A 12463-nucleotide genomic window follows, 5' to 3' on the forward strand; every position below is an offset into this window, starting at 1 on the left:
TCCGGTCGCGCCTGCCCGGCGGCGACCCGCGTAGGGTCGAACGGACGTCGGTTTATCGTTGAATACAGCCAGATAGAGACACCCATCTGGCCCTCTCTGTCGGACAAGGGAACCGCAGCGCGCGTTCCCGCCAGATCAGCCGCCGTGCAGGCGTACGATCGCCTCCACGATCAGCACGGCCACACCGCCCGCAAAAATCGCGAGGCCGGCGCCCCGGCGCAGCATGAAGGTCGCGCGCTCCAACATCTCGCGGGCATCGTCCGCGCGGCCAAAACCGGCCGCGTGGAGCGTCATTGTCATCACTCGGGTCATGATCGTTTCTCCTGTTTTATGCAAGGCTGTCGCTGCGGGAAAGTTCGGCTGTCGTGCAAAGGTGGACGGCGGCTCAAGCCGTCACGCGCTCAATGCACGGTCGACGAGCAACGAGAACGCGACGGTGCGCAGGCCGGTAAAGACAGGGGACGCAGGGGTCGGCTGCGCGGCGGGAACTGAAACGCTGGGGACGTTGCTTTGCATGACTTCCTCCTGGTGGACACGATTGGGTATCGGTGAAGAGGAGTTTAGCAACGGCTATCTATTAACTTAATTTGATTTATTTTATAAATCAGATAGCCGCAGACTTTCGGGGCCAATTCCCGTTTGAGTGGTCCGGGCGCCAGCCACGCAGATCACGCGTCAGGCAACCTCGGCAGGCGCCTCAATCTTCTTCACGCCGGGCAGCTCGCATGCGTGAATGGCATCGACAATCGCCTCGATGGCCGGCATCCGCGTAAAGCTCTTGCGCCAGGCCAGCACCACACGCCGGTCCGGCACCGGCTCGTCGAACGGCACGTACGAGAGCAGCCCCGAATCGACGCCGCCCGCGTGCGGCCTCACTTCCGACACCGACATGCGCGGCAGCACGGTAATGCCGACACCGCTCGCCACCATGTGCCGGATCGTTTCCAGCGAGGAGCCTTCGAAGGTCTTCTGGATGCCGTCCGCGTTCTGCGAGAAGCGCATCAGCTCCGGGCACACGCCCAGCACGTGATCGCGGAAGCAGTGGCCGCTGCCCAGCAGCAGCATGGTTTCCTGCTTGAGGTCGTCCGGGTCGATCTTCTCGCGCTGTTCCCACGCGTGGCCGGAAGGCAGCGCGACGACGAACGGCTCGTCGTAGAGCGCTCGCAAGGTGAGGCCCGTCTCGGGGAACGGCAGCGCCATGATCGCCACGTCGATCTCGCCCTGCTTGAGCAGTTCGATCAGCTTGAGCGTGTAATTTTCCTGCAGCATCAGCGGCATCTGCGGGACGCGCTTGATCATCTGCTTGACGAGCGTGGGCAGCAGGTACGGCCCGATCGTGTAGATCACGCCCAGCCGCAGCGGACCGACGAGCGGATCCTTGCCCTGCTTGGCGATTTCCTTGATGGCCAGCGTCTGTTCGAGCACGCGCTGCGCCTGGGTGACGATTTGCTCGCCGATGGGCGTCACGCTCACTTCGCTCGTGCCGCGTTCGAAAATCTGTACGTTCAGTTCGTCTTCGAGCTTCTTGATCGCCACCGACAAGGTCGGCTGGCTGACGAAACAGGCTTCGGCGGCCCGTCCGAAGTGGCGCTCGCGAGCAACCGCGACAATGTATTTCAGTTCAGTGAGCGTCATTTCTTTGGGGACCAATCAGAAAAGGTGAATCAATAGCTTGTACTTATACACCTATGGCGGCGATTCGCCAATATTCAACGCCCATAGTCGGGCGGGAACAGCGAATTAGTCGGACGATTTGGAAGGCAGCAAGTTCCCGCGCGACCGTGGACCCGCGTCACGCCTTCAGATATTGCTCGCGCGCACCGAGCCAGCGGTTCAGGTGCTGCGTCACGACGAGCGGCCAGCCGTGCAACAGACGCTCTGCCGCGCCGCGCGCGGGCTCGATCAGCCAGCCGTCGGTTTCGAGATTCGCGAAGCGCAGCATCGCGGCGCCCGACTGGCGCGCGCCGAGGAATTCGCCGGGGCCGCGAATTTCGAGGTCGCGGCGCGCAATTTCGAAGCCGTCGGTGGTCTCGCGCATGGTCTGCAAGCGCGCCCGGCCGGTAAGCGAGAGCGGCCCGCTGTAGAGCAGCACGCAGACCGACGCCGCCGTGCCCCGCCCCACGCGTCCGCGCAGTTGATGCAGTTGTGCGAGGCCGAAGCGTTCGGCGTGCTCGATCACCATCAGCGAGGCGTTGGGCACGTCCACGCCCACTTCGATCACCGTCGTCGCGACCAGCAGCTGAACCTCGTTGCGCGAGAAGGCGTCCATCACCGCGGCCTTGTCCGTGGACGAAAGCCGGCCGTGCACGAGCCCCACGCTGAGCTCGGGCAGCGCCGCGACGAGCGTTTCGTACGTCTCGACGGCCGTCTGCAGCTGCAGCGTTTCGCTTTCCTCGATCAGCGGGCACACCCAGTACACCTGGCGCCCCGTGAGCGCGGCGGCGCGCACGCGCGCAATCACCTCTTCGCGACGCGCGTCGGAGACGAGCTTCGTGAGAATCGGCGTGCGCCCCGGCGGCAGTTCGTCGATCGTGGAGACGTCGAGGTCCGCGTAGTAGGTCATTGCGAGCGTGCGCGGAATCGGCGTCGCGGACATCATCAGCTGGTGCGGCTGGAACTCGCGCGCGCCGTCCTCGGCGGACTTCGCGTTCTGCGCCTTCGCGCGCAGTGCGAGCCGCTGCTCGACGCCGAAGCGATGCTGCTCGTCCACGATCACGAGGCCAAGCCGCGCGAACTCCACGGTGTCCTGAATGATTGCGTGCGTGCCGATCACGAGCTTCGCCGTGCCGAGCGCCGCGGCTTCGAGCGCCGCGCGCTTTTCTTTCGCCTTCAGGCTGCCTGCGAGCCACGCCACCTGGATGCCGAGCGGTTCGAGCCAGCCACGCAGCTTGCGTGCATGCTGCTCGGCGAGGATTTCGGTCGGCGCCATGAGCGCGGCCTGGTAGCCCGCATCGATAGCCTGCGCGGCCGCGAGCGCCGCCACCACGGTCTTGCCGCTGCCCACGTCGCCCTGCAACAGGCGCTGCATCGGATGCGGCTGCTCGAGATCGCGCGCGATCTCCGCCACCACGCGTTCCTGCGCGTTGGTGAGCTGAAACGGCAGCGAGGCGCGCAAGCGCGCCACCAGCGGGGCGGCGCCGGCGTCCGCAGCATCCGTGCCGTCCGCCCTGAAACACGGCATGGCCGGCGCGGCACGCGTGCGGCGCTCTTCGTGCGCGCGTTTGAGCGAAAGCTGTTGCGCGAGCAGCTCTTCGAACTTGATGCGGGTCCACGCGGGATGCGTGCCGTCGATGAGCTCGGCTTCGTCGGCGTCGACGGGAGGATGGTGCAGCGTCTTCACCGCCTCCATCAGCAGCGGCAACCCGAGCGGCTCCATGAATTCGCGCGCGACGGCTTCGGGCAGCAGTTCGGGCAACGAAGCACGCGAAAGCGCGTTGTCGATGGCCTTGCGCAGATACGCCTGGCTCACGCCGGCCGTGGACGGATAGACCGGCGTGAGGGCCTGCGGCAACGGCGTGTCGCCATCGACGACGCGCACGGCCGGATGCACGATCTCCATGCCGAAGAAGCCGCCGCGCACGTCGCCGCGCACGCGCAGGCGCTTGCCCACCGCCATTTGCGTGACCTGCGAGCCGTAGAAGTTCAGGAAGCGCAGGATCAGTTCGTCTCCGTGGTCGCCGCGCAGCTTAACGAGTAGCTGGCGGCGCGGGCGGTAGGCGATTTCGTTGTCGAAGACCACGCCTTCGGTCTGCGCAATGCCGCCCGGCAGCAGTTCGCCGATCGGCGTGAGCGTGGTCTCGTCCTCGTAGCGCATCGGCAGATGCAGCACGAGGTCGATGTCGCGCGTGAGGCCGAGCTTCGCGAGGCGGTCGGCGGTTTTCGTGACGGCGGGCTTGCCCGTCTTCTTGCCCTTGGGCGCACCTGCCGCGTCATCGCTCGCGTCCGCGGAAGACGGCTCGCCCGCTGGCCTTTCCTTCGCGCCTTTCGCTCCGCCCTTCGTCCCCCCGGCGCGGCCCGCCCGCTTGCGCGCCGCACCGCCGTCTCCTGCTTCGGGCACGTCGGCGCGCTCGCGCGAATCGCCCGGAGTTTCGGTTTCGGACATCAAACGACTGACGGATGGGGGCATAAGCAGCTTCGCAAGTACAATAACGGCTTTCCGGCGTGGCGCGGCATGCCTCGAAACCCGGCATGGCCGCAAGACCTGCAGGCGGAGCGCCCAGCGCTTGCCGTTCCGGCCGGGGCGGTCCCGCAATCATAGCGGTTGTCGATCCGGAGTTAGCGCCTCAACGCTGACTCCGGTCCCATGCAACCGGGTTGCGCAAGCGCGCCACCGGGCATTCCGGCCCGGGATCGGCCGCCAGCCGGCGCTCGGGGCCGAAGGCAAACGCCTCGGGCATCGAGCGCGCCGTCCGGGGCCGCCGCCCGCCCAACGCCAGACTTCCGTTGCATATCTGTTTCATCAGGCCGCATGTTCAAGCTTTCCGATTTCGATTTCGACCTCCCCGCCGAGCTGATCGCGCAGACGGCGCTGCCCGAACGCAGCGCGAGCCGTCTGCTGGAGGTCGACAACCGCGCGCCGCTACCACCGTCACCAGGTCGGCCCCCGCGCCTCACCGACCGGCACTTCGCCGAGCTGCCCGAATGCATCGCGCCGGGCGACCTGCTCGTATTCAACGATACCAAGGTGCTCAAGGCGCGCTTCTTCGGCCAGAAGGCCAGCGGCGGCAAGATCGAAGTGCTCGTCGAGCGCCTGACCGGCGCGCGCACGGCGCTCGCGCAGATCCGCGCGAGCAAAAGCCCCGGCCCCGGCACAACGCTGCGTCTGGCCGACGCTTTCGACGTGACGGTGGGCGAGCGCGTCGAACCGTTCTACACGCTGCACTTCCCCGACGACTGCCTCACGCTGATCGAAGCGCACGGCCGCCTGCCGCTGCCGCCCTACATCACGCACGACGCCGACTCGACCGACGAAACGCGCTACCAGACCGTGTTCGCGCAGAATCCGGGAGCGGTCGCGGCGCCCACGGCCGGTCTGCATTTCGACGAGGCGTTGCTGGCGAGACTCGACGCAATGGGCGTCGAACGCGCAACCCTCACGCTGCACGTCGGCGCGGGCACATTCCAGCCGGTGCGGGTGGAGAACATCGCCGAGCACCAGATGCATAGCGAGTGGTACCAGTTGCCGCTGTCGCTCGTGGACAAGATCGCGGCCACGCGCGCGCGCGGCGGCCGCGTGATTGCCGTGGGCACGACCTCGATGCGCGCGCTCGAAGCTGCCGCGCGCGACGCGGCGCACGAAGGCCGCGCGCTGGCTGCGACCTCGGCGGAAACCGATATCTTCATCACGCCGGGCTACCGGTTTCGCGTGGTGGACCGGCTCGTGACGAATTTCCACCTGCCGAAATCGACGCTGCTGATGCTCGTTTCCGCGTTCGCGGGCGTCGAGACGATCCGCGCGGCGTACCGTCACGCGATCGAGGAGCGCTACCGCTTCTTCAGCTACGGCGACGCCATGCTGCTGACCCGAACAGACGACGCGCTCAACAAGTAACACGCACCTTTCCCATGCAGTCGCGCGAGACAACGAGCGCGCGGCGGCGTTTCACCATCTGCGCCGGACTTGCGATCCGGAGTTGGCGCTTTAGCGCATACTCCGGTCCCATGCAAAGCATTTTCCGGTGGCACAGGAGTCAACGCATGACCGACGGTCATCAAACGAACGCGCGCGCCGAACACGGCGCGTACCTGGGCGAACGCCCCCAAAATGGCCTCAAATTCGAACTGCTCGGCACCGACGGCCTCGCGCGCCGCGGCCGCGTCACGCTGAACCACGGCGTCGTGGAAACGCCGATCTTCATGCCCGTGGGCACCTACGGAACCGTCAAGGCCACGCAGCCGCGCGAGCTCGAAGAGATGCACGCGCAGATCATCCTCGGCAACACCTTCCACCTCTGGCTGCGCCCGGGCCTGGAGACGATCGAGGCACACGGCGGCCTGCACCGCTTCATGGGCTGGAACCGGCCCATCCTCACCGATTCGGGCGGCTTCCAGGTGTTCTCGCTCGGCGACCTTCGCAAGATCTCGGAAGACGGCGTGCGCTTCGCCTCGCCCGTGAACGGCGACAAGCTGTTTCTCTCGCCCGAAGTGTCGATGCAGATCCAGAAGGTGCTGAATTCGGACATCGTCATGCAGTTCGACGAATGCACGCCCTATGCGACGAACGGCGTGCCGACCACGCACCAGGAAGCCGCCGACTCCATGCGCATGTCGATGCGCTGGGCCAGGCGCTCGATCGACGAATTCAACCGTCTTGGCAATCCGAACGCGCTGTTCGGCATCGTCCAGGGCGGCATGTTCGAGGACCTGCGCGACGAATCGCTCGCGGGCCTCTCGCAGATGCCGTTCCACGGCTACGCGATCGGCGGTCTTTCGGTGGGCGAGCCGAAGGAAGACATGATGCGCGTGCTCGAACACATCGCGCCGAAGCTGCCCGTCGACAAGCCGCACTACCTGATGGGCGTGGGCACGCCGGAGGACCTGGTGGCGGGCGTGGCCTCGGGCGTGGACATGTTCGACTGCGTGATGCCCACGCGCAACGCGCGCAACGGCTGGATCTTCACGCGCTTTGGCGACGTCAAGATCCGCAATGCCGTGCACCGCAATTCGCTGCGCCCGCTCGACGAGCAGTGCGGCTGCTACACCTGCCGCAACTTCACGCGCGGCTACCTGCACCACCTGCATCGCGTTGGCGAGATTCTCGGCGCGCAGCTCAACACGATCCACAATCTGCACTACTACCTCGAACTGATGGGCGAGATTCGCAAGGCGATCGAGACGAAGTCTTTTGCCGCGTTCCGCCAGCGCTTCCACGAGAACCGCGCGCGCGGGGTGGACTGACCGCGCGGCGCCCGCCCGAGCGGGCCGCGCAAGACGCGCCGTTTGGAAGTTGTCTGATGGCGGCGGCCGTCGGCGCAGGTTAAGCTCGGCCAGACTTTACAATCCACTTTCCGAAACGGCGGCCCGGAGCGTCGAATGGGGCCACAACGGGGCCACACCGGGGACCGCAACGGCCCCGAAGAACCATTCGAAATCCAGCGCGAAATGCCCGGGAAATGCGTGCAAGTTCCTTTCAAGTCTCATTAACAGCTTGATCGGAAAGCACATTTCGCGTCGCCGTCACGACTTGCGCCGGTGGTAGAATAACCGGCTCGATTTTTGATCGTACCGATCGTATAAACGGAGAGACCAACGTGTCGTTTATTTCCAATGCCTTCGCACAAGGCTCCGCAGCAGGTGGCGCGGAATCCAGCCTGATGAGCTTCCTGCCGCTGATCCTGATGTTCGCCGTGCTGTACTTCATCATGATCCGCCCGCAGATGAAGCGCCAGAAGGAACACCGCAACATGCTCGCGGCCATGGCCAAGGGCGACGAAGTCATCATCAGCGGCGGCATCGTCGGCAAGGTGACGAAGGTCGGCGAAGCGTATGTCGGCGTCGAAGTGTCGGACGGCACCGAAGTCACCGTGCAGAAGTCGTCGGTGTCGACGATCCTGCCGAAGGGCACGATCAAGTCGCTGTAAGCCCTCGCACGCGAACATGACCGGCCGCCGCACTCTGTCAGGCGGCCCCACGCGTCCGGCACCGCGCCGCAGAAGCGGCCCCGCCGGACGCGCCCGCATCGCGAAGGCCCTTCCCCTCCCCCGTTGGGTCAACCAATGAACCGTTATCCCCTCTGGAAATATGTCGTGATGGTCGTGGCGCTTGCCATCGGCCTCGTGTACACATTGCCCAATTTCTTCGGCGAAGCGCCCGCGGTCCAGGTGTCGAGCGGCAAGGCCACGGTCAAGCTCGACAGCGACACGCTCGCGCAGATCGAAGCCGCGCTCGCCGCGAACAACATCAAGGCCGACGACGTCACGTTCGACAACTCGACGATGAACGCGAACATCCGCGTGCGCGTCGCAAACGGAGACACGCAGCTGCGCCTGAAAGACGCGCTCACGAAGGCGCTCAATCCCGACCCGACCGATCCGCTTTACGTCGTCGCCCTGAACCTGCAGAGCGCCTCGCCGCACTGGCTGACGGCGCTGCACGCGCTGCCGATGTACCTCGGCCTCGATCTGCGCGGCGGCGTGCACTTCCTGCTCCAGGTCGACATGAACGGCGCGCTGAACAAGAAGCTCGACTCCGACGCTTCCGACGCCCGCACGCTCCTGCGCGACAAGTACATTCGCGACGGCGGCGTGAACCGCGTCGACCAGTCGGTCGTGATCGACTTCGCCGATCCGTCGGTGGCCGCCGACGCGCAGAAGGCACTCGCCACCGGCGTGAGCGAACTCCAGTGGGCCACGCAAAACGCGCCGGAAGGCGGCGTGCAGCTCGTGGGCACGTTCTCGCCGGCCATGAAGAAGGCGGTTCAGGACGCGGCCCTCAAGCAGAATATCCAGACGCTGCACAACCGCGTGAACGAACTCGGCGTGTCCGAGCCCGTGATCCAGCAGCAAGGCGACGACCGCATCGTGGTCGAACTGCCGGGCGTGCAGGACACCGCGAAGGCGAAGGACATCATCGGCCGCACGGCCACGCTCGAAGCGCGCCTCGCCGACCCGCTCGGCCTGCATCCGGACCCGGGTGCGCCGGTGCCGCCGGGCGACGAGCTGTTCACGCAGGGCAACCAGGCGCCCGTGTGGCTCAAGAAGCAGGTGATCTTCACCGGCGACCGCATCATCGACGCGTCGGCCGGCTTCGACGAGCATAACCGCCCGTCGGTCAACCTCCGCCTCGACTCGGCGGGCGGCCGCGCCGTGGCCAGCGTCTCGCGCGACAACATCGGCAAGCCGATGGCGATGGTGCTGTTCGAGAAGGGCAAGGGCGAGGTGCTGACGGTCGCGACGATCCAGTCGGAACTGGGCGACCGCTTCCAGATCACCGGTCAGCCCACGCCGCAGGCCGCCGCCGACCTCGCGCTGCTGCTGCGCGCAGGCTCGCTCGCCGCGCCGATGGACATCATCGAGGAACGCTCGGTCGGCCCGAGCCTGGGCGCCGAGAACATCCAGAAGGGCTTCGACTCGGTGCTCTACGGCTTCGCCGCGATCGCCGTGTTCATGATCGCCTACTACATGCTGTTCGGCCTGATTTCCATGATCGGCCTTTCGGTGAACCTGCTGCTGCTGATCGCCGTGCTCTCGATGCTGCAGGCCACGCTCACGCTGCCCGGCATCGCGGCTATCGCGCTCGCGCTCGGTATGGCGATCGACGCCAACGTGCTGATCAACGAGCGCGTGCGCGAGGAACTGCGCAACGGCGCGCCGCCGCAGCTTGCGATCCAGAACGGCTACGCGCACGCCTGGGCCACCATTCTCGACTCGAACGTGACCACGCTCATCGCCGGTCTCGCGCTGCTCGCGTTCGGTTCGGGCCCGGTCCGCGGCTTCGCGATGGTGCACTGTATCGGCATCCTCACCTCGATGTTCTCGGCCGTGTTCTTCTCGCGCGGCCTCGTGAACCTCTGGTACGGCGGCAAGAAGAAGCTCAAGTCGCTGGCCGTGGGCCAGGTGTGGCGTCCAGCGCCGGAAATGGCGGGCGCCCCGGCGCTCAGCCAGGGCGACATGGGCACCGACACGGGCCGCGCCATCACGGCGGCCAGCGGCACGGCGAGGCCGCGTGAAATGGAAAAAAGCGCGGCGAAGGCCAGCAAGGGCGCCGCGCGCGCCAAGCCGGTCGTGCGCCGCAGAAACGGATCGAGCGGACCGGGCAACCCCGGTTCGTCCCGCTGATACGGAGGACAGGAATCATGGAATTTTTCCGCATCCGCAAAGACATCCCGTTCATGAAGCGCGCGTTGATTTTCAACGCGATCTCGTTCATCACCTTCATCGCGGCCGTGTTCTTCCTCGTGCACCGCGGTCTGCATCTGTCGATCGAGTTCACGGGCGGCACGGTCATCGAAGTGCGGTATCCGCAGGCGCTCGACCTCCAGCCGGTGCGCGACTCGCTCGGGAAGATCGGCTACGGCGACGCCCAGGTGCAGAACTTCGGCACCTCGCGCGACGTGCTGATCCGCCTGCCGCTCAAGCAGGGGCTCTCCTCGGCCCAGCAGAGCGACCAGGTGATGGCCACGCTCAAGGCCGACAGCCCGCAAGTCCAGCTGCAGCGCGTCGAGTTCGTGGGCCCGCAGGTGGGCAAGGAACTCGCCACCGACGGGCTGCTTGCGCTCGCCTGCGTGGTGGTGGGCATCGTCATCTACCTGTCGTTCCGCTTCGAGTGGAAGTACGCCGTGGCCGGCGTGATCGCGAACCTGCATGACGTCGTGATCATTCTCGGCTTCTTCGCGTTCTTCCAGTGGGAGTTCTCGCTTTCCGTGCTCGCGGCGGTGCTCGCGGTGCTCGGCTATTCGGTGAACGAATCGGTCGTGATCTTCGACCGGATTCGCGAGACCTTCCGGCGCGAGCGCAAGATGACCGTGGTGGAGGTGATCAACCACGCCATCACGAGCACGATGTCGCGAACCATCATCACCCACGGCTGTACGGAAATGATGGTGCTGTCGATGTTCTTCCTCGGTGGTCCGACGCTGCACTACTTCGCGCTCGCGCTGACAGTGGGCATCCTGTTCGGCATCTACTCGTCGGTGTTCGTCGCGGCGGCGCTCGCCATGTGGCTCGGCGTGAAGCGCGAAGACCTCTTGAAGGACAAGAAGGAAAAGTACGATCCGAACGATCCGAACGCCGGGGCGCAGGTCTGAACCTGTTCCCCGCTTCCCGCGAAGGTTCGCAAGCGCAGCATGTGAAAAGCCGGTTCTCACGCGAACCGGCTTTTTTTTCGCCCCAGCCCCGGCGTCGCCTTCCGATGAGGACAGCGCCCGTTACTGCTTGATGCCCTCGGCCTGGATGTGCAGCTTCGTCGCCATCTTGAATCCGTATTGCTTGCCGAAGTCCACGCCATAATCGTCGCGGTTGAATTCGGCCTCGGCTTCCACGCCGCACACCTCGCGCTTGAGCATGGGATGCTGCATGCACTTGAACGACTCGATCTCGAGCTTGAGCGGCCGGGTCACGCCGTGCAGCGTGAACGTGCCGATCACCTCTTTCGGCGTGTCGCCGTCGAAAACGATCTGCGTGCCCTTGTAGGTCGCCGTGGGGTATTTCGCGGCATCGAGGAATTCCGGCCCGGCGACGTGCTTGTCCAGCTCCGGATTGCCGGTCTGCACCGAGGCCGGATCGATCGTGACGTCCACGGTACCGGTCTTCGCGGCGCGGTCCAGCGTGACCGTGCCCGTGGTCTTCGTGAACTTGCCGCGCCAGACCGAGAGTCCGCCGAAATGGTCGGCCTCGAAGCTCGGGTAGGTGTGGTTCGGATCGAGCTGATAGGTGTCGGCGGCCATGGCCGGGGCGGCCAGCGACACCGCGCATACGGCAACAGCCCCTACGGTCACGCGTAGCATCGTATTCACAAATGTCTCCTTGACGGCTGGGTAAAGATCAAGCGCTCCGCCGCGCCACCAGGAGCCTGGTCAGCGAGCGGCGCAAACTGGATGCAAGAAGGTCACAAGATACCGCAGCGCCGGCCCGCGTTTGGTAACATGGCGCACAGCCGTCGTGTTTCCCCGGTCGCACGCGGCAGCGTTGCCCGTCCCCGTTCACGTCGTTTTGCGTCATCTGCCCGTATGGCCCAGGACTCACTGATCGCGTGTCACGAATGCGACGCGCTCTACCGCAAGCCCCAACTGCTCGGCCGGCAAACCGCCCGCTGCTCGCGCTGTGGCGCGCTCCTCTACAACAGCGGGGCGGCGCAGCTCGACCGCATCTGCGCGATGACGCTCGCCGCGCTCATCACGTTCGTCATCGCCCAATCGTTTCCTATCATCGAGCTCGATGCGAACGGCATTGTGTCGGAATCGAGCCTGTTCGGCGCACTGATCGTCCTGTGGGGCGAGGACATGCAGATCATCGCGGTCATGGTGTTCTGCGCCACGATCCTTTTTCCGCTCACCGAACTCGTCGCCCTGCTCTACGTGCTGCTGCCTATCCGGCGCGGTTTCATTCCACCGGGGTTCAACCGGGTCCTGCGCGCGATCGAGTTCGTGCGCCCCTGGGGCATGCTCGAAGTATTCATGCTCGGAGTCCTGATTACGATCGTGAAGATGGTGAGTCTCGCGCGCGTGATTCCCGAAACGGCGCTTTTCGCGTTCGGTGCGCTGACGCTCATGTTCACCGTCGTCGTGACCTTCGACGCCCGAACGCTCTGGGACATCGCCGACGCGCTGCGCGAGCGGAGCCGGCACGCCGGCACACGGACCGGCAGGGGGCAGAAGGCGCGCGCGCCGGCGCCCGGCGACGGTGTGGGCCATGCGGCCGCGCCGCCCGGCCCAGGCCAGCTCGCCGATCCCGACATCCACGATCCGTCCGCGCCCAAGCCGCGCGCCAATCCGAAGCCTTCGGGCTCGTCTCCACACTAAGGGGTC

11 protein-coding genes are annotated in these 12463 nt (G+C 65.8%); 6 read left to right on the top strand and 5 right to left on the bottom strand.

All coding sequences use genetic code 11. From position 1 onward, the window contains the following. Positions 1 to 135: 135 nt before the first annotated feature. The 4 genes from V8683_RS16315 to recG form a co-directional block, all read right to left on the bottom strand. Positions 136 to 312: a hypothetical protein gene (locus V8683_RS16315; protein ID WP_411186996.1), complete on the bottom strand. Its 177-nt coding sequence runs from the start codon at positions 310 to 312 to the stop codon at positions 136 to 138. 81 nt (positions 313 to 393) lie between these two features. Beyond that, on the bottom strand, positions 394 to 516 hold the full coding sequence (locus V8683_RS16320; RefSeq protein WP_411186998.1) for a hypothetical protein: 123 nt from the start codon (positions 514 to 516) through the stop codon (positions 394 to 396). A 159-nt stretch (positions 517 to 675) separates the two neighbouring features. Beyond that, positions 676 to 1635 carry a hydrogen peroxide-inducible genes activator gene (locus V8683_RS16325; protein WP_411187000.1) on the bottom strand — a complete coding sequence of 320 codons (960 nt, stop codon included), beginning with the start codon at positions 1633 to 1635 and terminating at the stop codon, positions 676 to 678. Positions 1636 to 1792: 157 nt separating this feature from the next. Next, entirely contained in the window at positions 1793 to 4126 is a 2334-nt protein-coding gene (recG, locus tag V8683_RS16330; protein ID WP_411187002.1) for an ATP-dependent DNA helicase RecG, read from the bottom strand. Positions 4127 to 4468: 342 nt separating this feature from the next. Between recG and queA the strand changes: the two genes are divergently transcribed. From queA to secF, 5 genes are all read left to right on the top strand, one after another. Continuing rightward, a complete protein-coding gene (gene queA / locus V8683_RS16335; protein WP_411187004.1) occupies positions 4469 to 5551 on the top strand; it encodes a tRNA preQ1(34) S-adenosylmethionine ribosyltransferase-isomerase QueA in 1083 nt (360 codons plus the stop codon). A gap of 146 nt (positions 5552 to 5697) precedes the next feature. Continuing rightward, entirely contained in the window at positions 5698 to 6897 is a 1200-nt protein-coding gene (tgt, locus tag V8683_RS16340; protein ID WP_411187006.1) for a tRNA guanosine(34) transglycosylase Tgt, read from the top strand. Positions 6898 to 7250: 353 nt separating this feature from the next. After that, entirely contained in the window at positions 7251 to 7580 is a 330-nt protein-coding gene (yajC, locus tag V8683_RS16345; RefSeq protein WP_027795805.1) for a preprotein translocase subunit YajC, read from the top strand. Between the two features lie 135 nt (positions 7581 to 7715). Continuing rightward, positions 7716 to 9776: a protein translocase subunit SecD gene (gene secD / locus V8683_RS16350; RefSeq protein WP_411187008.1), complete on the top strand. Its 2061-nt coding sequence runs from the start codon at positions 7716 to 7718 to the stop codon at positions 9774 to 9776. Between the two features lie 17 nt (positions 9777 to 9793). Continuing rightward, positions 9794 to 10744, top strand: a complete 951-nt coding sequence (gene secF / locus V8683_RS16355; RefSeq protein WP_411187010.1) for a protein translocase subunit SecF — start codon at positions 9794 to 9796, stop codon at positions 10742 to 10744. Between the two features lie 120 nt (positions 10745 to 10864). On the opposite strand, the gene V8683_RS16360 is transcribed toward secF, so the two are convergent. Then, on the bottom strand, positions 10865 to 11443 hold the full coding sequence (locus V8683_RS16360; protein ID WP_411190441.1) for a YceI family protein: 579 nt from the start codon (positions 11441 to 11443) through the stop codon (positions 10865 to 10867). Between the two features lie 222 nt (positions 11444 to 11665). Here V8683_RS16360 and V8683_RS16365 point away from each other — a divergent pair, with 222 nt between their 5' ends. Next, on the top strand, positions 11666 to 12457 hold the full coding sequence (locus V8683_RS16365) for a paraquat-inducible protein A (RefSeq protein WP_411187011.1): 792 nt from the start codon (positions 11666 to 11668) through the stop codon (positions 12455 to 12457). Positions 12458 to 12463 lie beyond the last annotated feature (6 nt).

Source organism: Paraburkholderia sp. AV2, assembly GCF_054968425.1.